Source organism: Bradyrhizobium sp. ISRA436, assembly GCF_029910015.1.
In the GTDB taxonomy this organism is placed as follows: Bacteria; Pseudomonadota; Alphaproteobacteria; order Rhizobiales; family Xanthobacteraceae; genus Bradyrhizobium.
Genome location: NZ_CP094519.1, coordinates 3,896,411 through 3,916,062, shown reverse-complemented (window position 1 = coordinate 3,916,062; position 19,652 = coordinate 3,896,411). Strand labels below are relative to the sequence as shown.

Annotated in this window: 16 protein-coding genes and 3 pseudogenes; 9 read left to right on the top strand and 10 right to left on the bottom strand. The window is 63.2% G+C overall.

What is annotated here, in order from left to right:
- The first annotated feature begins 5 nt into the window (after positions 1–5).
- A complete protein-coding gene (ntrC, locus tag MTX23_RS18540) occupies positions 6–1,448 on the top strand; it encodes a nitrogen regulation protein NR(I) (protein ID WP_280971655.1) in 1,443 nt (480 codons plus the stop codon).
- A 137-nt stretch (positions 1,449–1,585) separates the two neighbouring features.
- Here ntrC and MTX23_RS18535 read toward each other — a convergent pair.
- Positions 1,586–2,301: pseudogene (locus MTX23_RS18535) on the bottom strand (IS5 family transposase).
- A gap of 228 nt (positions 2,302–2,529) precedes the next feature.
- Between MTX23_RS18535 and MTX23_RS18530 the strand changes: the two are divergent.
- The 5 genes from MTX23_RS18530 (at position 2,530) to mgtE (ending at position 9,798) form a co-directional block, all read left to right on the top strand.
- Positions 2,530–4,896 carry a PAS domain-containing sensor histidine kinase gene (locus MTX23_RS18530; RefSeq protein ID WP_280971654.1) on the top strand — a complete coding sequence of 789 codons (2,367 nt, stop codon included), beginning with the start codon at positions 2,530–2,532 and terminating at the stop codon, positions 4,894–4,896.
- Positions 4,897–4,914: 18 nt separating this feature from the next.
- Positions 4,915–6,285, top strand: a complete 1,371-nt coding sequence (locus tag MTX23_RS18525) for a sigma-54 dependent transcriptional regulator (RefSeq protein ID WP_280971653.1) — start codon at positions 4,915–4,917, stop codon at positions 6,283–6,285.
- A gap of 374 nt (positions 6,286–6,659) precedes the next feature.
- Entirely contained in the window at positions 6,660–6,908 is a 249-nt protein-coding gene (gene hfq / locus MTX23_RS18520) for an RNA chaperone Hfq (RefSeq protein ID WP_006020546.1), read from the top strand.
- Positions 6,909–6,919: 11 nt separating this feature from the next.
- On the top strand, positions 6,920–8,299 hold the full coding sequence (hflX, locus tag MTX23_RS18515; RefSeq protein ID WP_280971651.1) for a GTPase HflX: 1,380 nt from the start codon (positions 6,920–6,922) through the stop codon (positions 8,297–8,299).
- A gap of 128 nt (positions 8,300–8,427) precedes the next feature.
- Positions 8,428–9,798, top strand: a complete 1,371-nt coding sequence (gene mgtE / locus MTX23_RS18510; protein ID WP_280971650.1) for a magnesium transporter — start codon at positions 8,428–8,430, stop codon at positions 9,796–9,798.
- Between the two features lie 282 nt (positions 9,799–10,080).
- On the opposite strand, the gene MTX23_RS18505 is transcribed toward mgtE, so the two are convergent.
- The 3 genes from MTX23_RS18505 to mazG all read right to left on the bottom strand — a co-directional run bounded on the left by MTX23_RS18505 (position 10,081) and on the right by mazG (position 12,941).
- Positions 10,081–10,824, bottom strand: coding sequence for an alkaline phosphatase family protein (locus MTX23_RS18505; RefSeq protein WP_280971649.1), 744 nt, complete (start codon positions 10,822–10,824; stop codon positions 10,081–10,083).
- On the bottom strand, positions 10,782–11,759 hold the full coding sequence (locus MTX23_RS18500) for an alkaline phosphatase family protein (RefSeq protein WP_280971648.1): 978 nt from the start codon (positions 11,757–11,759) through the stop codon (positions 10,782–10,784). Before MTX23_RS18500 ends, MTX23_RS18505 begins: the two co-directional genes overlap by 43 nt.
- Positions 11,760–12,128: 369 nt before the next feature.
- The gene (gene mazG, locus MTX23_RS18495) at positions 12,129–12,941 is read right to left on the bottom strand and encodes a nucleoside triphosphate pyrophosphohydrolase (protein ID WP_280971647.1); all 813 of its coding nucleotides are present in this window, start codon (positions 12,939–12,941) and stop codon (positions 12,129–12,131) included.
- 138 nt (positions 12,942–13,079) lie between these two features.
- Here mazG and MTX23_RS18490 point away from each other — a divergent pair, with 138 nt between their 5' ends.
- Positions 13,080–13,571 carry a hypothetical protein gene (locus tag MTX23_RS18490; protein WP_280971646.1) on the top strand — a complete coding sequence of 164 codons (492 nt, stop codon included), beginning with the start codon at positions 13,080–13,082 and terminating at the stop codon, positions 13,569–13,571.
- Positions 13,572–13,594: 23 nt separating this feature from the next.
- Here MTX23_RS18490 and MTX23_RS18485 read toward each other — a convergent pair whose 3' ends face one another.
- Complete coding sequence (locus MTX23_RS18485) at positions 13,595–13,924, bottom strand: hypothetical protein (protein WP_280971645.1); 330 nt, start codon at positions 13,922–13,924, stop codon at positions 13,595–13,597.
- Between the two features lie 128 nt (positions 13,925–14,052).
- A pseudogene (locus MTX23_RS18480) lies at positions 14,053–14,139 on the bottom strand (nucleoside triphosphate pyrophosphohydrolase); the annotation flags it as partial.
- A gap of 128 nt (positions 14,140–14,267) precedes the next feature.
- Between MTX23_RS18480 and queC the strand changes: the two are divergent.
- Positions 14,268–14,984, top strand: coding sequence for a 7-cyano-7-deazaguanine synthase QueC (queC, locus tag MTX23_RS18475; RefSeq protein WP_280971644.1), 717 nt, complete (start codon positions 14,268–14,270; stop codon positions 14,982–14,984).
- 231 nt (positions 14,985–15,215) lie between these two features.
- Here queC and MTX23_RS18470 read toward each other — a convergent pair.
- A pseudogene (locus tag MTX23_RS18470) lies at positions 15,216–15,970 on the bottom strand (IS5 family transposase).
- 668 nt (positions 15,971–16,638) lie between these two features.
- Here MTX23_RS18470 and MTX23_RS18465 point away from each other — a divergent pair.
- Positions 16,639–17,862 carry an acyltransferase gene (locus tag MTX23_RS18465; protein WP_280971643.1) on the top strand — a complete coding sequence of 408 codons (1,224 nt, stop codon included), beginning with the start codon at positions 16,639–16,641 and terminating at the stop codon, positions 17,860–17,862.
- A 25-nt stretch (positions 17,863–17,887) separates the two neighbouring features.
- Here MTX23_RS18465 and MTX23_RS18460 read toward each other — a convergent pair whose 3' ends face one another.
- From MTX23_RS18460 to nthA, 3 genes are read right to left on the bottom strand one after another with little or no spacing between them, the layout of a single operon-like run.
- Positions 17,888–18,265 (bottom strand): nitrile hydratase accessory protein, encoded by a 378-nt coding sequence (locus tag MTX23_RS18460; protein ID WP_280971642.1) that lies wholly within the window; start codon positions 18,263–18,265, stop codon positions 17,888–17,890.
- Positions 18,265–18,924, bottom strand: a complete 660-nt coding sequence (gene nthB / locus MTX23_RS18455) for a nitrile hydratase subunit beta (RefSeq protein ID WP_280971641.1) — start codon at positions 18,922–18,924, stop codon at positions 18,265–18,267. Before nthB ends, MTX23_RS18460 begins: the two co-directional genes overlap by 1 nt.
- Positions 18,921–19,550 (bottom strand): nitrile hydratase subunit alpha, encoded by a 630-nt coding sequence (nthA, locus tag MTX23_RS18450; protein ID WP_280978114.1) that lies wholly within the window; start codon positions 19,548–19,550, stop codon positions 18,921–18,923. Before nthA ends, nthB begins: the two co-directional genes overlap by 4 nt.
- Positions 19,551–19,652 lie beyond the last annotated feature (102 nt).

Below are 19,652 nucleotides of genomic sequence, written 5' to 3'. Positions count from 1 at the left end.
CTCCAATGCCCGCAGGTAGCATACTTGTCGCTGACGACGACACCGCCATCCGGACCGTCCTGAACCAGGCGCTCTCGCGCGCCGGTTACGAGGTGCGCCTGACCGGCAATGCCGCCACGCTGTGGCGCTGGGTCAGCCAGGGCGAGGGCGACCTCGTCATCACCGACGTGGTGATGCCCGACGAGAACGCGTTCGACCTGCTGCCGCGCATCAAGAAGATGCGGCCGAACCTGCCGGTCATCGTGATGAGCGCGCAGAACACCTTCATGACGGCGATCCGCGCCTCGGAGCGCGGCGCCTATGAATATCTGCCGAAGCCGTTCGATCTGAAGGAGTTGATCACGATCGTCGGCCGTGCGCTCGCCGAGCCGAAGGAGCGGGTGGCCAGCGCCGCCGACGATTCCGAATTCGACTCGATCCCGCTGGTCGGCCGCTCGCCGGCGATGCAGGAAATCTACCGCGTGCTGGCGCGGCTGATGCAGACCGACCTCACCGTGATGATTTCGGGCGAGTCCGGCACCGGCAAGGAGCTCGTTGCCCGCGCGCTGCACGACTACGGCCGGCGCCGCAACGGGCCGTTCGTCGCGGTCAACATGGCGGCGATCCCGCGCGACCTGATCGAATCCGAATTGTTCGGCCACGAACGCGGCGCGTTCACCGGCGCGAACACCCGCGCATCCGGCCGCTTCGAGCAGGCCGAAGGCGGCACCCTGTTCCTCGACGAAATCGGCGACATGCCGATGGAGGCGCAGACGCGTCTGCTGCGCGTCCTGCAGCAGGGCGAATACACCACCGTCGGCGGCCGTACCCCGATCAAGACCGACGTGCGCATCGTCGCCGCCTCGAACAAGGATTTGCGTATCCTGATCCAGCAGGGGCTTTTCCGGGAAGACTTGTTCTTCCGCCTCAATGTCGTGCCGCTGCGGCTGCCGCCGCTCCGCGAGCGCATCGAGGACTTGCCCGATCTGATCAGGCACTTCTTCTCGCTCGCCGAGAAGGACGGTCTGCCGCCGAAGAAGCTCGATGCCCAGGCCTTGGAGCGGCTCAAGCAGCACCGCTGGCCGGGCAACGTGCGGGAGCTGGAAAACCTCGCCCGGCGGCTCGCCGCGCTCTATCCGCAGGACGTCATCACCTCGTCCGTCATCGACGGTGAGCTGGCGCCGCCCGCCGTCACCTCGGGTGGCAATGCCACCGTCGGCGTCGACAATCTCGGCGGCGCCGTCGAGGCCTATCTGTCGTCGCACTTCTCCGGCTTCCCCAACGGGGTACCGCCGCCGGGCCTCTATCACCGCATTCTCAAGGAGATCGAGGTGCCGCTCCTGACCGCAGCGCTGGCAGCCACCCGCGGCAACCAGATCCGGGCGGCCGACCTGCTCGGGCTGAACCGCAATACCTTGCGCAAGAAGATCCGCGACCTGGACATCCAGGTCTACCGCAGTGGGGGCTAACCTTCGCGGCTAGGGAGCGCAGTGGATGGGCTGGACCCGATGCGGCGGCCCGGCCTTGGCCGGGAGCTAAGGTGCGCAGCCTCGTCGCCGATCTCGCTCCGTTTGCAACCGTTATGAACACTAGGCAGTGTGGACACTTATCGCATCCATAGGACGATGGCAGCGAGAGTGACGACGGCTCGGTAATTTCGGGCGGTTTTTTCGAAGCGGGTAGCGACGCGACGAAACTGCTTGAGTTTGGAGAAGCAGCATTCCACGAGATGGCGCTGGGCATAGAGATGCTTGTCGAGCGGATATTTGAGCGCGCGTGACGGGTTGTTGGGGATGACGGCGAGCGCGTTTTTGGCGGCGATGTGTTTGCGCAAATGATCGGCGTCATAGGCCGTGTCGGCGATGACGACCTCGGCAGGCAGTCCCTCGATTAACGCAGCGGCTTGCGGTGCATCGCCCTTCTGGCCTGCGGTGAGCGTGAACCGGACAGGACATCCCAAGCCGCGAACGGCCATATGGATCTTCGTGCTCAGGCCGCCGCGCGAGCGGCCAAGCGCCTGATCTTCAGGCCCCCTTTTTTCGCGCCGGCGGCGTGCTGATGCGCCCGGACGATGGTGGAATCGACGATCAGGTATTCGAAGTCCGGATCATCGGACATCGCCTCGAAGATCCGCCACCAAACACCCTTGGCGCTCCATCGGCTGAAGCGCCGGAACACACTGTTCCAGTCCCCGAACACCTCCGGAAGATCACGCCAGGGAGAGCCCGTGCGCACGATCCAAAGCACACCTTCCACGAACATCCGGTTGTCTCGCCCGGTCGAGCCCTTCTGGTCGGGCCGGCCGATGATCAGCGGCGCCATGCGCTCCCAGGCCGCGTCGCTCAATACCAAACGATCCATCACACCCAAGACTGCCTCCCCAAAAGCAGCCTTGAATCTGATTTGCTCTCAAAAGGGAATCCTTAGAGTCCACACTGCCTAATCTTCAATCGGTTGACGCCGTGGAAATGTCGCAATTCGGCAACAATGTGATATGATTGCATCAGTTCGTAATTCCCGCGGGCGAAAGCATTCAGCTCAATTGCCGGTATGACCCCCGAAGAGACAACGCCTTCCACGTTAGACGCGTCCCGAACCGAGCCGAGGGGCTTTCCCCTGCGGAGATGGCTGGCGCCGTTTGCCGCGGTCACCGCGCTGCTGTCCGCATTCCTGACCTTCGTGGTGTTGAGCGGCCTGACCCCGATCGAGCCGACCAAGCGCGTCGTCTACTCGTTCCTGCTGATCAATACGGCCATCATCCTGCTCCTGGTCGGGATCATCGTCCCCGAGGTCTGGAAGGTGCTCCAGGCACGGCGGCGGGGCAGGGCGGCGGCCCGGCTGCATGTCCAGATCGTCAGCCTGTTCTCGGTGATCGCGGTGCTGCCGGCAGTGCTGGTCGCCATCATCGCCAACGTCACCCTCGACCGCGGTCTCGACCGGCTGTTTTCGGGGCCGACGCGGGAAGCGATCCAGAACTCGCTCAGCGTCGCCCGCGCCTATACCTACGAGCACGCGCAGTTGATCAACGGCGACATCCTCTCGATGGCCAACGATCTGTCCAATGCGCGGCCGCTCTACGACCAGGATCGGCGGACCTTTCAGGAGTTCCTGACCGTGGGCGCGGCGGGCCGCAACCTGACCGGGGCGATGCTGCTCGACAAGGACGGCAACATTCTTGCAAACGCCGACACCGGAATATCGCGATCCTTCGTGACGCCGCCGAAGGAATTGCTCGACAGCGTCACCGAGAACAAGCCGGAGATATCGGTCTTTCCGGAGGAGAATTACGTCGCGGCGGTGGTGCGCCTGCGCGGCTTTACCGACACCTTTCTCTTTGTCGCGCGGCTGCTCGATCCGCGCGTCATCAGCCAGCTGAAGCAGACCCAGGCCAGCGTCGCCGAATATGCCCAGACCGAATCGCGCCGGCTCGGTATCCAGGTCACCTTCGCGCTGATGTTCGCGGTGATCGCGCTGACCATTTTGATGGCCTCGGTGCTGATCGGACTTAATTTCGCCAACTGGCTGGTCGAGCCGATCCGCAACATCATGAGTGCGGCGAACCAAGTCTCGACCGGCGATCTGCATGTGCAGGTGCCGGTGGTCAAATCCGAGGGCGATCTCGCCCAGCTCGGACAGACCTTCAACAACATGACGCAGGAGCTGCGCACCCAGCGCGACGAGCTGGTCAACGCCAGCGAGCTGATCGACAGCCGCCGCCGCTTCATCGAAGCGGTGCTGTCCTCGGCGAGCGCCGGTATCATCGGCGTCGACGCGTCCGGCAGCATCGGCATCCTCAACCGTTCGGCCGAGAAGCTGATCGGGCACGCCGAGTCCGAGACGCTGGATCATCCGCTGTCCGACGTGCTGCCCGAACTCGACGAGATGATGAAGACCGCGCGCGAGGGCACCCAGCGGCTCGTGCAGGGCCAGATCACCATCAACCGCGACGGTCACGAGCGGAACCTGTCGGTGCGGATCTCGGCGGAAAAGACCCACCAGGCGCGCGACAGCTACATCATCACGCTCGACGACATCACCGAGCTGGTGTCGGCACAACGCACCTCGGCCTGGGGCGATGTTGCTCGCCGCATCGCGCATGAGATCAAGAATCCGCTGACCCCGATCCAGCTCTCCGCCGAGCGCATCCGCCGCAAGTTCGGCAAGACCATCACCGAGGAAAAGGACAAGTCGATCTTCGATCAATGCACCGACACCATCGTCCGCCAGGTCGACGACATCAGGCGCATGGTCGACGAGTTCTCGCGCTTTGCACGGATGCCGAAGCCGGTGATGGAGGGCGAGGACGTCGCCGACGTGGTGCGTCAGGCGGTGTTCCTGATGAGGGTCGCACATCCCGACCTGGAGATCGAGGCCGACATCAAGCAGGACCCGCTGCCCGCGCAATTCGACCGCCGGCTGATCTCACAGGCGCTGACCAACATCATCAAGAACGCGACCGAAGCGATCGAGCAGGTGCCGCCCGAAGAACTCGGCAAGGGCCGGATCAACGTCGTCGCCCAGCGCGAGAATGACGACATCGTCATCGACGTCGTCGACAACGGCATCGGGCTGCCGAAGGTCGCCCGCGCGCGCCTGCTGGAGCCTTATGTCACGACCCGGGCAAAGGGCACCGGCCTCGGGCTCGCGATCGTCGGCCGTGTCCTGGAAGACCATGGCGGCCGCATCGAGCTCAAGGACGCGTCCGATTTCCGCGAGGGCCAGCGCGGCGCCTGGATGCGCCTGCGCTTCGCCGTATCGGGCCAGGCGGCCAAGCCCGAACACAAGGAGCAGGGACCGGACGTGAAAGCGGAAGCGGCCGCGCCGGCCCCTGAAAAAAATCCGCCGGGGGAGCCGACCAGCGCCCCGGCACAAGCGACCAACAATGAACCAAAAATCAAAGCCGCGACGGGCGACTGACAAGGCAGGTGTAAACCCATGGCTAGCGACATTCTGATTGTCGATGACGAGGCTGATATTCGCGACCTTGTTGCGGGCATCCTGGATGACGAGGGCTTTTCCACGCGCACCGCGCGCGACAGCGATTCGGCCCTCGCCGAAATCACCAACCGCCGACCGCATCTGGTCTTCCTCGACATCTGGCTGCAGGGCTCCAAGCTCGACGGCCTGCAGCTGCTTGAGCAGATCAAGAAGGACAATGCCGATCTGCCCGTGGTGATGATCTCCGGCCACGGCAACATCGAAACCGCGGTCGCGGCGATCAAGCGCGGCGCCTACGACTTCATCGAAAAGCCCTTCAAGTCGGACCGGCTGATCCTGGTCGCGACACGGGCGCTGGAGACCTCGCGGCTCAGGCGGGAGGTGAAGGAACTCAAGCAGCTGGCTCCGGCGGCGAGCGTTTTGACCGGCCGCTCGGCCTGCATGAACCAGCTCCGTCAGACCATCGACCGCGCCGCCAAGGCCAACAGCCGTATCCTGATCGTCGGACCTGCGGGCTCGGGCAAGGAGCTCGCCGCGCGCACACTGCACAACGCATCCGGGCGCGCCGAGGGGCCGTTCGTGGTGATCAATGCGGCCGCGATCACGCCCGAACGGATGGAGGTCGAGCTGTTCGGCGTCGAGGGATCGAACGGCGAGCAGCAGCGCAAGCCCGGCGCGCTCGAAGAGGCGCATGGCGGCACGCTGTTCATCGATGAGATCGCGGATATGCCGCGCGAGACCCAGAACAAGATCCTGCGCGTGCTGGTCGATCAGACCTTCCAGCGCCAGGGCGGCACCGGCAAGGTCCACGTCGACGTCCGCATCATCTCGTCGACCGCACGCAATCTCGAGGAAGAGATCGCGGCGGGCCGTTTCCGCGAGGACCTCTACCACCGCCTGTCCGTGGTGCCGATTCGCGTCCCGCCTCTATCCGAGCGGCGCGAGGACATCCCTGAACTGATCGACTATTTCATGGACCAGATCTCGGCCGCCACCGGCCTGCCGAAGCGGCAGATCGGGCAGGACGCGATGGCGGTGCTGCAATCGCATGTCTGGCCGGGCAACGTCCGCCAGCTCCGCAACAATGTCGAGCGCGTGATGATTCTCGCCGGCGGCGGACCGGAGGCGATCATCACCGCCGACATGCTGCCGCAGGACGTCGGCTCGATGGTGCCGGCGATGCCGACCTCCAACAATGGCGAGCACATCATGGGCCTGCCGCTGCGGGAGGCGCGGGAGGTGTTCGAGCGCGACTATCTGATCGCTCAGATCAGCCGCTTCTCCGGGAACATCTCGCGTACCGCGGAGTTCGTCGGGATGGAGCGCTCGGCGCTGCACCGCAAGCTAAAGGCGCTGGGGGTCGGCTGACCCCTGGCCCAGCGGGACCGGGTGGACTGCCGTCGCCCGTGGCTGACGCAATCGCAGCCATCCGGGATGCTCGGGGACAGTCCGGGGGCGGCTGCCATGATGCTTCGAGTGGATGGCTAGCCGGGGTTGTCTTGGTCTGACTTATCCACTTACTTGAGAATATTTGTCTCTTTTTCCGCGCCTTCTTAGAATTGCCACCGTGTTCCTACGGACTGGCGCGTGAACCGGCTTGCCTAAAAAGCGCGCGTGGCCTCTAATCCTACCGCTATGCCTGCCGGAGGGGGATCTCAGGGCAGGTGAGTAGCCGGGGGAGGCTCCGTCAGAGAGCAACAACCGGTTCAATAAAAACAAGCACAAGCTTGCGGGATAAAAAAATGGCGGCAGACCGCGCACAAAATCTACAAGACACCTTCCTTAATCACGTTCGTAAAACCAAAACGCCACTGACGATATTTCTGGTCAACGGAGTGAAGCTGCAGGGAATTGTCACCTGGTTCGACAATTTCTGCCTGCTGTTGCGGCGCGATGGTCATTCGCAACTGGTCTACAAGCACGCGATCTCGACCATCATGCCCGGCGCTCCGATCCAGTTGTTCGAAGGCGGTGAGGACGCACCGGCTTGAGAGTGATCTGATTGGAACCCTTCAATCGTGAAGGGGGCGCCGACCGTCCACGGTCGGCGGGAAATGGCAACACAGGGCGGGTGATCGTCATCGGCCCTTACCTGCGTGCGCGCCGCGGCGACGACGCGCGAACGGATACCTCTGTCCGCGACTACGATGCGCGGATCGAGGAAGCCGCCGGTCTGGCGCGGGCCATCGACCTTGCCGTGGTGGAGTCGGTGGTCGCGCCGATCAGCCAGATCCGTCCTGCGACCTATCTCGGCAAGGGCAAGGTCGAGGAGATCTCCGGCCTCGTCGCCAGCAACGCGATCGAACTCGCGGTGATGGATTGCGCGCTGTCGCCGATCCAGCAGCGCAACCTCGAGAAGGCGTGGAGCACCAAGGTGCTCGACCGCACCGGCCTGATCCTGGAAATCTTCGGCCGCCGCGCCAAGACCAAGGAAGGCGCACTGCAGGTCGAGCTCGCCCATCTCAATTACCAACGCAGCCGCCTGGTGCGGTCCTGGACCCACCTTGAGCGCCAGCGCGGCGGCTTCGGTTTCATGGGTGGCCCTGGCGAAACCCAGATCGAGGCCGACCGCCGGCTGATCAGTGAGCGCATCACCAAGCTCGAAGGCGAATTGAAGAAGGTGCAGGCGACGCGGCGGCTGCACCGCGCCGGCCGCCAGCGCGTGCCGTACCGCGTGGTCGCGCTGGTCGGCTACACCAATGCCGGCAAGTCGACCCTGTTCAATCGCCTGACGCGGGCAGACGTACAGGCCGCCGATATGTTGTTCGCGACCCTGGACCCGACGCTGCGCGCGCTCAACCTGCCGCATGGTGGCAAAGCGATGCTGTCGGACACGGTCGGCTTCATCTCCAACCTGCCGACCCAACTGGTGGCCGCGTTCCGCGCCACGCTGGAGGAGGTGCTGGAGGCCGACATCATTCTGCATGTGCGCGACATCTCTCACGAAAATGCGGAAGCGCAGGAGCGCGACGTCGAGGCCGTGCTGCGCCAGCTCGGCATCGATCCGGATGCCGACGGCGGCCAGCGCATCATCGAGGTCTGGAACAAGATCGATCGCTTCGATCCCGAGGAGCGCGAGAACCTGCGCAACATCGCGGCGCGCCGGCCGCTGGAGCGGCCTTGCTTCCTGGTCTCCGCGACCTCGGGCGAGGGGATCGATGAGCTCCTTTCCGCAATCGAAGACCGGCTCGCGGCGAAGCGCATGACGTTGAACCTGTCGATCGACGCCTCCGATGGCGCGGGTATCAGCTGGCTGCATCGCAACGCCGAGGTGCTGAACAAGGAGCTGCATGGCGAGCGCTTCGACATGACGGTCCGTGTCGACGAGACCAAACGTGACATCGTGATGTCACGATTCGACGCGGTCCCGAGCGGCGCGTAAGGCCCGCCGGCACGTTCGACAGGGCTCGCCCTCCTGGAAGCGGATTGCGACGATCCGCCGCACTTTCTGTTTGAATTTCCCGCCGCCTTGGTCCATTGCGCTGCAGGACGCACAGGCAAGGGCGATTGATGCAGAATTCCAGCGAAGCCGTGAGGAGCGAGACGCTCGTCAGCCCGAACGGGGATCTCGCCCACGAGCGGGCGCCCGAAATCGTCGAGGCACTCAACGCCCAGGACCCCGCGGATGCGGCGAGGACGCTGCAGTCTCTCCCGGCCGAGAAGGCGGTCGAGGTGCTGGATCTGCCCGGGCTCGACAACACCTGCGAGATCATCGCCGAGTTGCCGACGGACACGGCGGTTGCGCTGTTGTCCGGCGTCTCCGACGATCGGGCCGCCGACATCTTCAAGGAGCTTGTCGAACCGCTCCGGACCACGCTGCTAAACCAGCTCAATCCGGACACCAGGACCACCATCTCGGCCCTGCTGGCCTATCCGGAACGCAGCGCCGGCAGCATCATGACCACCGAGTTCGTGAGCGTGCCGTCGACCTGGACCATCGCCGAGGTCCTGCATCACATCCGGATGGTCGAGCGGACCCGCGAGACCGTCTACTCGATTTTCGTGGTTGATCCGGTCAAGAAGACCTTGATCCAGGCGGTGTCGTTGCGCCGCCTGATCTCCGCCGATCCTCACGCCAATGTGCTGACCGCCGCGCCGGCGCGGCGTCCGCTGATGATCTCGCCCGAAGCGGACCGCATGGAGGCCGCGCGGCTGATCTCCCGCTACGATCTGCTGGCCGTCGCTGTCGTCGATGGTCCGGGCCATATCCTCGGCATCGTCACGGTCGACGACGTGATCGACGCCATCGTCGAGGAGTCGACGGAGGACGCCCAGAAGTTCGGCGGCATGGAGGCGCTCGACGAGCCCTATTTGCGTATCAGCTTCGGCGAAATGATCAGGAAACGCGGCGGCTGGCTGTGCGCGCTGTTCCTCTCGGAAATGCTCACCGCGAGCGCCATGCAGACGTTCCAGAGCGAGCTGGAGAAGGCGATCGTGCTGACCTTGTTCATCCCGTTGATCATGAGCTCGGGCGGCAATTCCGGATCGCAGGCGACCTCGCTTTTGATCCGTGCTCTGGCGCTGCATGAGCTGCGGCTGCGCGACTGGTGGCGCGTCGCCTTGCGCGAACTTCCGACCGGGATCGCGCTCGGCGCCATCCTCGGCGTGATCGGCATGGCGCGGATCACGCTATGGCAGACGCTCGGCTTCTTCGACTATGGCCCACACTGGGGCCTGGTGGCAGGGACTGTAGGTGCTGCTCTGGTCGGTATCGTCACATTCGGGTCGCTGGCGGGATCGATGCTGCCGTTTGTCCTCAAGCGCATCGGATTCGATCCAGCCAGCGCGTCCGCACCGTTCGTCGCGACGCTGGTCGACGTCACCGGCCTCGTCATCTACTTCGGGGTTGCCGCCATCATCCTCCGCGGCACGCTGCTCTGAACACGTGGCTTTGAAGGTCATGCACAGGCTCGGTGGCCCGCTGCCGCACGCTTCAGCAACGGGTCGGTTCACGCGGCAAACAGCCGGCCGGCGGAGAAATCAACAAGCGCGCTCGACGGAGGCGTGTCTCCGGCTGGCGAGCCGCCACGAGAGATCATGCGCAAACAAGAAACCAGAGCGCCATGACGATCCGTGCTGATCGCATCGCGCTCCGGATTCTGCAGTAACGGGCCGTTGATTCAAGGCCGGGGCATGGAGCCCCGGCTTCCGGTCGGGCGTGATCTATTCAAGTCCCGGCAACGACTTCGTGTGCTCCTTGCGCACGGCTTCGAGCTCTTCGGGGTCGAGCCCCAACGCTCTGAGAATCGTAGGCGCGATCTGCGTGGTGGCGACCGGCTCGTTCACGTTGGACCGGGGCAGATCGGGCTTCGACACCAAAAGCGCGACATGGACGTCATCGGGGTTGAAGCCGCCATGCTCGGCAATTTTCGAGCCGCCGGTATAGATCACGCCGACGCGCGTGATGCCGATGATATCGGGCGCACGCGAGTCCTTGGCCGGGTTCTGGAACATGTCGGCCAGGGCATCACCATAGAGGAAGCTCGCAATGCCGGTATCTCCGGCAAAGCTTTTCAGCGCGTTGACCGCTTCCACGGTCCTGTTCCCGCTGTTGTCCTTGAGCCAGATCAGAGCGCCGTCGTCCGCGATGTCAAAGGCGAAGTTCGATCCGATCGGAGCGGCGATGACCGCGGCGTCGTCGAGCGCAACCCGCTTCGTGCGGTCGACCGGACGCTGCCCGTGCTTGGCGCTGACGATGACGAGGGTGCGTTCTGTCGGGCCGCGGTTCTGCAGCGTGTTCATCATCAGCCCGATGGAACTGTCGACAAAGCCGATCGCGTTGGCAAGATTGTCGCTCGGCGTGCCGATCGCGTCCGTGTAACCACCGATTTTCAGCTTCTGGCCGACGCTGACGGACTGGAAGTTCATGCCGAGGATCGCCGGCGTACCCACCTCGACCGTCCCCATATGGTTAAAACCATTGAGTTCATTGAGGATGGCCGAGACCTTGATGCCGTCGTAGACTCAATGCCATCGATCGACGACGTAAAATCGCTGCCGCAGTTCGGCCCGGGGCAATTCGGATCGGTGGCGGGCGCCGGCGCCGTCGAATGCAGCCCGAGCGAGTTGATCAGCTGCACGTTGGCGTTGCTCAGATCGGAATTGATTTCGGGCGCGAAGAAGTCATCGATATTGGTGCCGGGCCCGTCGGCCGGCTGTGAATCCGGATCGTTGCCGTTGACGATATCGTAGGCCGGATGCTTGTCGGACCACGCGGTCCTCAGGTGATGGTGATGGAGCACCTGGAAAATGGTGTTGGTGCGCACGAAATTGTGCGGCCAGACCGGCGCGCAGCGCTTGTGCGTGAGTTGACCCGGCAAATTGCTGGGATCAATCGCCATCGCGCTATTGGACCCGGTCAGGCTCGCCGGCACGCCGCCGTCGATCGAATGCTGGTCCTTGTCGAGATTCTCGGCATTGTTGGTCTCCGCGCCCGGACCTGACGCGCAGGGCGCAGACGAGGCGCTGGCGGGCGCGAACAGCGTGCGATCGTAGCTGTCGTCGTAGTACACGCCGGTTGATTTCGGCGTGCCGCCGGTCACTTGCGCCAGCATGCCGGGAAACGAATCCGACGGCTTGGTGGTGGACGCATTGGCGTAGGTCGTGCCGTGCTGGGCAAGCTTTGCCAGGTTCGGACACAATTTGCTCGCGATGCAATTGGTGAGGTCGAAGCCATGGAAGCCGTCGATGCTCAGGAGCAGCACGTGTTCGATGCGTCGACCATGGTGATGCATGCCGTCATCGTCGGCGAAAGCCGTCGCCGCGAACAGGACCTGCGAGGAAAGTGCCACTCCGATTGCCGTCGTCCATCCGCGCGTCCGTCCGCGCTTTGGCATCCCCATATGTGCCTCCTTTTTGCTGGGTTTGGGTCGAGGAGGGGGATTTAGCGGTCCGGAAATGACAGCAGGGCGTCGCTTTGATGAAGATTTATATCGGGCCGCGAGATAACGGCCGAAAATAGCCGATGACGGCTAAAGACCGCACCAAATTAGGCTTTATTGGCTCTGCCGTGAATTGGTTATTTCATTCGAGTTCACAGTTCGAACCGGAGCTGGATGAATTCGTTGAGTAATCTATTCGGGAAGAGATGAAGTTTCGATCGCAGCGGAAGACGCAAAGCATGTGATACCAAATAACCAGCCGGACTGCTCCATCAACATAGGAGTTGCCGGCTCAGCGCTTGCGAAGCTTGCTTATCCGGGACGACCGGATCACGCGCGCTTTGCCTCGTTCCACAGCGCGTCCATCTCCTGCAGCGATGCATCCTCGAGCGAGCGGCCCTTCGCAGCAAGGGCCCTTTCGATGTAAGCGAACCGCCGCTCGAACTTGGCGTTCGTGCTGCGCAATGCGGTTTCCGGATCGGCGTCGACATGGCGGGCGAGGTTGACGAGCGCGAACATCAGATCGCCGGTCTCTTCCGCGAGCTCTTCCCTGTCGTTGCGGTCGAGCGCAGCCTCGATCTCGTCGGCTTCCTCGCGGATCTTGGCGAGCACGGCGCGCGGATCGTTCCAGTCGAAGCCGACGGTCGAGGCCTTGCGCTGCAGCTCCATCGCGCGCGTCAGCGCAGGGAGGCCGGCCTTGACGCTTGCAAGCAGCGAGCTGTGCGCGGTTTCCTCGGACTGCCGGCGCTCGGCGCGCTCGGCTTTCTCTTCGGCCTTGATCCGCTCCCACGCGCTCTTGACCCCGGCGGGCTGAATGTTGCCGTCTTTGTCGGCAAACACATGCGGGTGACGGCGGATCATCTTTTTCGTGATCGCCTCGACCACGTCGCCGAAGGCAAAGGCATTCTGCTCCTCAGCCATGCGGGCGTGATAGACGACCTGCAGCAGGAGATCGCCTAGCTCGTCGCGAAGGTCATCGAAATCGCCACGCGTGATCGCGTCGGCCACCTCATAGGCTTCCTCGATCGTGTAGGGCGCAATCGTCGCGAAATTCTGCTCAAGGTCCCACGGACAGCCGGTTCCAGGAGATCGAAGAGCGGCCATTATCTCGATGAGGCGGGAGATGTCGCGGGAGGGCTTCATGTATGTAACCAGCTGATCCGATAGCGAAATTCAATCTCTTGGCATGTTACAAGAGATGATAAAATAATAATCTCAAATGGCGATAGAAATGCACGAGTGCCTAGGGACGCCACAATTCACCACAATTTAGGGAGGGGTATGGACGGACTGAAGATCACCGAAGAGCGTACGGAGTTCGAGGCAGGGTTCTACGCAGGGCTGGAGTGCGCTGCGAATCTTATCGAGTCGACTCACGAGACGACGACTATTGAAAGCTGCGGCGATACGCAGCGGCACCTTACTCAGCGCAAAGTCGCAGGGGATCTGGCCGGGATGACGTGGGCGGCTGCCATTCGCACCCTCACTCCCACCACCCCAGTGGAGCCGGCCGCCGATACGGGAGCGACGCTCACTCAGATAGAGGGCGAGATCATGGAGCGCATTCCAACGATCGCGCGGCTCTATTACACCGGACTTGGGGCGCGTCGCTATCGTCGAGCAAGCGTCCAAAACGGCCCAGGCGAACCTCTCGTTCACCGCAGTCACGCAGAACGCGAAGTGCATCGCCTATTGATCGAGATCGTGCGCCTGCGATCGTTGCTCAGCGAGCGGGGTAAGCCTGATACGCAACCGGCTCAATCAGCGGAATGACAGCTTTGGATCGAATTTCCGGATCATCCGGTACGCGGCCCAACTACCCCGAACGTTACTCGCTCAAAATCGATGCCAGACGTGCTCTCTTCATACGAATAGCCCTCCAGCTTATGAATGTGACCATCCCGAAGCCAGAGCAGAAATCCCATTCCATGCTGAAGACCGCTAACAGTCGCACCGACATCGCCCAATGGTGAGGCAACACCTTTGATTGGCGAATGATGTGAGACATCGAGCGTGGTATAGAAACCGGCTCCTGTGTTCTCTCGGGCAGAGACGCGCACTTGCCCCTGCTGACCAGCAAGCGCATCGGCAACTTCGGGCACCTGAAGCGCAATGGCGTCGAGCACTGCTTGCTCTAACGGAGACAAACTTTCCATGGGCCAACGATATCAACTCTTAGCGGAGCTTCAATGCTCCTATTAACAGCCGCCTTCGGGCGGCTTTTTTATTGGGTGCGCGGGCCGGAGTGTGTGTATTTGACCTCCCAGGGGCAACCGGTCACCGGCGTGCGCAGCACGGCCATGATTTCGATCAGGCGGGAAATGTCGCGGGAAGGGGTCATGGGGCACCGGAATGGAGGGGGCTCAGGCTTTATGCCAAATCGACGCTGCCGATCCCAGCAAAACGCGGCGAAATCACGGAACTGTCCACGGATTGGCCGGGCGGCCGAGGAGTGGTAAAGCCCGTTCCATGAGCGATCAGATCAATTCAGATACGGCGCTGGTGCTGTTTTCCGGCGGCCAGGATTCCACAACCTGCCTTGCCTGGGCCTTGTCGCGCTTTGCCCGCGTCGAGATGCTCGGTTTTGGCTATGGCCAGCGCCATACCATCGAACTCGACTGCCGCGACCGCCTGCTGGACGGCATCCGGGCGCTGCGGCCGGATTGGGCCGCCAGGCTCGGCGACAGCCACACGCTCGCGATCCCGACGCTGTCGGAAATTTCCGACACCGCGCTGACCCGCGACGTCGCGATCGCGATGGGCGAAGATGGGCTGCCGAATACCTTCGTGCCGGGCCGCAACCTGGTGTTCCTCACCTTCGCGGCGGCGCTCGCCTACCGCCGCGGCATCCGCCACATCATCGGCGGCATGTGCGAGACCGATTACTCCGGCTACCCGGATTGCCGCAATGAGACCATCAAGGCGTTGCAGTCGGCGCTCAACCTCGGCATGGCGAAGAACTTCGAGCTGCATACGCCGCTGATGTGGCTCGACAAGGCGGCGACCTGGCAACTCGCGTATGAGCTCGGCGGGGCAGGGCTGGTCGACCTGATCCGCGAGCACTCGCACACCTGCTACCTCGGCGAACGCGGCGCGCAGCACGAATGGGGTTACGGCTGCGGCGAATGCCCGGCTTGCGCCCTGCGGGCGAAGGGCTGGCGGGAATACGTGGCGCGCAGGCCGTAGCGTCAATCACTGAGTTGCCCGACGGCGCAAGACCCCGCAGCAAAAATATTTCTGTTTATCGGAATTGTAACTCAGTGTATGAATAGCCCGTCTCACCCGCTTGAGGGGCGCTTCGCGATCGTCACGAGTGTTGGGTCGAGATGCGGTGGACGCCGATGTCACGGCTGACGAGCGTGGCAGATGGCGGACGGTGAAGTCGTGCAGGCCTGACGCCCTAAGGTCCGGACTCAATCAGGTCCACCAAATGATAGCGGCAGCAAGATTGACGGCCGAGAGGAAGTTTCTGGCGAGCTTGTCATAGCGGGTTGCAATGCGCCGCCAGTCCTTGAGCCTGCAAAACATGCGCTCGACGAGGTTGCGCCGCTTGTATGCGGCGCGGTCGAACGGATGGAAGCGTTTTCGGGTGGGATTGTTTGGGATGACCGGGGTTGTTCCCCGTTCGATGAGGAATTGCCGCAGTTCGTTCGCGTCATAGGCCGTGTCGGCCGCACAGCAACGCGGTGGTGGCAGAGAGCTGAGCAGGGGCAGCGCCGCGCGGATGTCACCACGCTGACCTGGCGTTACTTCGAGCGCGATGGCGCGTCCGAGACTGTCGCAGACGGCGTGGATCTTGGTGGTCCTGCCACCGCGGGAACGACCGATGGCCTGAGCCTCCGCCCCCCTTTTCCACCGGCCGCCGCACGGTGCGCCTTGGCGGTCGTGGAATCGATGGCCTGGAAGTCGTCATCGGGCGACAGGCCCCGAAGTGCTTCGAACAGATTGCGCCAGACCTCGCGCCGCGACCAGCGGTTCCAGCGATTGTAGACGGTCGTGTAAGGGCCGAACACTGCCGGGCAATCGCGCCAGCGGCAGCCGGACTTCAACACATGGATGATGCCACTGATCACGCGGCGATCATCGACTCGACGAGCGCCGGGCTGATTTTGCGGCAGCAAGGGCTCGATTGCTGCCCACTGCCGATCATTCAACCAAAACTCGCCCGCCATGATCCAAGCCCCGCAAATGCAGAGCTTGAATCATATCTCCACGTAAAATTATACATCTGATTGAGTACAAACCTTAGTGGCAGGTGTCTCCTTGCAAAGCGCGAAGCGCTTTTGCAAAGACGGTGACAACAAAGCCCAGTCTCGCCGGGGAGAGCACGTATAAGCCGTAACCCATCGCGCAGGGAAAGCCGGGATCGCTCCGGTTTCACCTGTGGTCCTACCTCCCGAGCTTTCTATTTGCTCGGGACCCATGGGTGCGATCGGCACCCGGCTTTCCCTGCGCCCTCTGATCTCAGAGGGCCGGAACGAAGTGCAAGACTCGGACGTTTCACGTCGCGAGAACGAGAGCCTGCATCTTCAACGCTGATTGAAATGTGTATCCAGGCCCACATCGTCCCGGCACAGGCCGGGACAGCCGCAGTCAGTAGCGTAACGGTCGGGACGGGTCACGGGACGCGCACCGATGTGACGACTGGGACTGCGCCAGTCGCGGTCGGCAGTCTTGGTGTCGAATGAATGGACGTCGTCGGCATCTGGCCATTACTCCAGCTGACTTTGACCACCGCGTAAGCCGCACAGACCTCCCGGTCCACGATAGCCACAAGGCTTTGTTAGTTAACTTGCGACAGACTCTATGGGTTTCGTAACCAGGGTCCATCAGACGTCCCATGCCTCCGTCCCGGATGTCCTATCTTGACGGCCTTCGCGGCGTCATGGCGCTCAATGTCGCGCTGTCGCATTTCATGACGGCCTTCGATTTCGCCATCTATACCGGGCGCCCGGAGCATGCGCATGGTTCGTGGGAGGTGGCACTTTCGGCCTATCCCTTTGTGTTCATCGCAGCAGGCGGCAACTACGCCGTCTGCGTCTTCCTCGCGCTCTCGGGATTTGTTCTCGCCAAGTCGTTCCACAAGAGCGACGTATCTGCGATCGCGCTCGTGGTGAAGCGTACCCTGCGCCTCGGACTTCCGGTGCTCGCGGCCAGCCTGTTCGGCTGGATCATCCTGTCTTCGGGATTCGCGTTCAATCGCGACGCTGCCGTGTTCACGCACTCGACCTGGCTGTCGAGCCAGTTCGCGCAGCAGCCCAGCCTCCCGGACGCGCTTCTTCAGGCGTGGAACAGCCTGTTGGGCATTCCAACCCGCGAGAACTCGTATAACTCCGTGCTTTGGACGATGCCGATCGAGTATATCGGCTCGCTGCTGCTGATCAGGGTCTTTGCGACGCGATTGCCGGCCTCGCGCCCACGGTGGGCGGCATTCATCATGCTCGCATTGGGCACCATGCTCGGCCGCGCCTACATCTCGGTGATCTTGTTCGGGGCGGCCCTGTATCTTCTGGACGCTCCGCGCTTCACGGCGCGCCTGCGATGGCGCCCGGCCATTCTGGTGCTTGTTCTGCTGTTGGGGACGGTACCGCTCAGCATTGAGCGATGGCCGATCTGGGATGCGCTGCTCTCGATCACGGCGCTCGTCCCGTTCATTCCGATCACAGCGCCCGGGCTGACGGTTCAGGCCGACGCATCGATCTGGCACTCGATCTCAGCCGTGATGCTGGTTGCATTGGTCACGGGCTGGCCCGCCGCGCAAGGGCTATTGGCAAAGCCGGCGGTCCGGCGCCTTGGCGACATGTCCTTCCCGCTTTATCTGGCGCACATACCGGTGCTGTTCTCGGTTGGATGCTTTGTCTTCCTGGCCGCTCACGCTGCCGGGCTCTCCTACGGCACTTCGGTGCTGATCGCCTTCATTGCCTATCTCCCATCGGTCCTGCTCGCAGCCATGGCGTTCGAGAGGGCGGTGGACGAGCCGTCAATTCAACTGGCGGCCGGAGCAGCAAAGGCGCTTGCTCAGCCGGCCGCGAGGCCCGTGCTTCCCACCGGCCATGGATTTTGATCGAACTCGGCGCCGCGACCGCGTGCTACTCGAAATCTGCCGGCGTCAGCTCGATCGGCTTGCCGTGCGGGGTGCGATCCGCGGCGCGATCCCAGGCGTTGCGATAGCGATGCAGCGTTTCCGATGTCGTCACGCCCTTCGCGGCCACCAGGTGCTCAAGCGTGGCCAGCCAATGCAGATAATAGGTCTCGCCGGTGTCGGGATCGCCAGCGGCCTGCGCGCGCTTGATCTGGTCGGCGAGGACCGCGGCCCATTCGCCCCAGGTGAACACGCCACGGTCATGCAGCGTCAGCGCCATGGCGAAGGCCTGCGCTTCCCAGGGAGCGCGGAACACCGGACCGGCGTCGTCGCGGGGAATGCTGGAAATGGCGCTGGTAGCGCGTGTGGCCGCGGACGCATCCATCACACGGCCTCAAGGTAGGGCTCGAATGCATCGATCGATACCTTGATGGTCGGATCGGAGTCCGGCCCCCACAGCTCGCGTCCGTCGAACACGACGGTGTAGAGCCATTGCGGGTTCTCGCCGGCATCGTTGGCAACGGTGTCGGGGAACACGTGGCAGCCGTGATCGCGCTCGACGACGCCGACATGGCCGCGCACATAACGCGGCAGCCGCGTGTGCGTGGCGGGGTGGATGTTCTTCGCCCGCACGCGGTCGCCCGCCTTGAATTTCGCGGGCACAGGCGCCGCGCGGCCGAACTTGCCGCGCACCATTACGCGCTCGACATCGGCAACCGAGAACTTGCCGCGCTTGAGGGGACTCGCCGGCGTCACGGCATGTCCGGCCGCGATGTCCTCCTTCCCGATAAAGCCCTTGTCGAGCAGCAGCGCTTCAAGCCCGAGCAGCCATTTCTTGTAATAGGAGCTCGACAGATAGACGTGCGGCGGGAGGGTCTCGCGATAGAAGCGCGATGCATCGATGTTGAACGCACCGGCCGCGCCCATGGCGCGGACCATCGCCAGCACCCGCGATTCCCATTCCTGATGGAACATCGGCTCGTTCGGCTCGGGTTCAACCTTGCCGAACCCGTCCATGCCGCCCATGTCGTGGACGCCGTTCATGACGGAGCACCCGGCTTCTTCGGGAATCCGGTGCCGATCATGGAATCGCGCGTCACGAGCTCGGCGAGCTGCTCTTCGCTCCAGCCCTCGGTGCCCTCGGGCCGCATCGGCAGCACCAGGAAGCGGGTTTCCGCGGTCGAATCCCAGACGCGGATTTCCGTCTCCTTCGGCAGGCTCACGCCGAAGTCGGCAAGGACGCCGCGCGGATCCTTGACCGCGCGCGAGCGGTAGGGGGCGGCCTTGTACCAAACCGGCGGCAGCCCGAGCATCTCCCACGGATAGCAGGAGCAGAGAGTGCAAACGACAATGTTGTGACGGCCTGGCGTGTTCTCGACCGCCACGAGATGGTCGCCGACCCTGCTGACATGGCCGAGAGTGCCGACGGCCTTGGTGGCGTCTTCGAGCAGCGCCTTCTTGAAGGCGGGATCGGTCCAGGCCTTGGCGACGACCCGGGCTCCGTTATGCGGGCCGATTTTCGTCTCGTAGGCCTGCACAATGGCGTCGAGCGCGGCCGGCTCGAGATAACCCTTCTCGCTCAGGATCGATTCCAGCGCGCGCACGCGCAGCTCGGTCTCCGACAGCTCGGAATGGTCGTGATCGTGGTGATGATGATCGTGATCGCTCATGCCGGGCAGGATAGGCGAAGAGGCCATACGATGTCGAGGCGAACGATTTGCCCGCATCTCACACAACGCGAGCGAGGGAGGTAGCAGTCGCCTCCGGCCCGA

Coding starts and splice junctions, on each gene's coding strand:
- ntrC (WP_280971655.1), top strand. CDS start 6: ATGCCCGCAGGTAGCATACTTGTCGCTGACGACGACACCGCCATCCGG.
- MTX23_RS18530 (WP_280971654.1), top strand. CDS start 2,530: ATGACCCCCGAAGAGACAACGCCTTCCACGTTAGACGCGTCCCGAACC.
- MTX23_RS18525 (WP_280971653.1), top strand. CDS start 4,915: ATGGCTAGCGACATTCTGATTGTCGATGACGAGGCTGATATTCGCGAC.
- hfq (WP_006020546.1), top strand. CDS start 6,660: ATGGCGGCAGACCGCGCACAAAATCTACAAGACACCTTCCTTAATCAC.
- mgtE (WP_280971650.1), top strand. CDS start 8,428: ATGCAGAATTCCAGCGAAGCCGTGAGGAGCGAGACGCTCGTCAGCCCG.
- MTX23_RS18505 (WP_280971649.1), bottom strand. CDS start 10,824: ATGGGGACGGTCGAGGTGGGTACGCCGGCGATCCTCGGCATGAACTTC.
- MTX23_RS18500 (WP_280971648.1), bottom strand. CDS start 11,759: ATGGGGATGCCAAAGCGCGGACGGACGCGCGGATGGACGACGGCAATC.
- mazG (WP_280971647.1), bottom strand. CDS start 12,941: ATGAAGCCCTCCCGCGACATCTCCCGCCTCATCGAGATAATGGCCGCT.
- MTX23_RS18490 (WP_280971646.1), top strand. CDS start 13,080: ATGGACGGACTGAAGATCACCGAAGAGCGTACGGAGTTCGAGGCAGGG.
- queC (WP_280971644.1), top strand. CDS start 14,268: ATGAGCGATCAGATCAATTCAGATACGGCGCTGGTGCTGTTTTCCGGC.
- MTX23_RS18465 (WP_280971643.1), top strand. CDS start 16,639: ATGCCTCCGTCCCGGATGTCCTATCTTGACGGCCTTCGCGGCGTCATG.
- MTX23_RS18460 (WP_280971642.1), bottom strand. CDS start 18,265: ATGGATGCGTCCGCGGCCACACGCGCTACCAGCGCCATTTCCAGCATT.
- nthB (WP_280971641.1), bottom strand. CDS start 18,924: ATGAACGGCGTCCACGACATGGGCGGCATGGACGGGTTCGGCAAGGTT.
- nthA (WP_280978114.1), bottom strand. CDS start 19,550: ATGAGCGATCACGATCATCATCACCACGATCACGACCATTCCGAGCTG.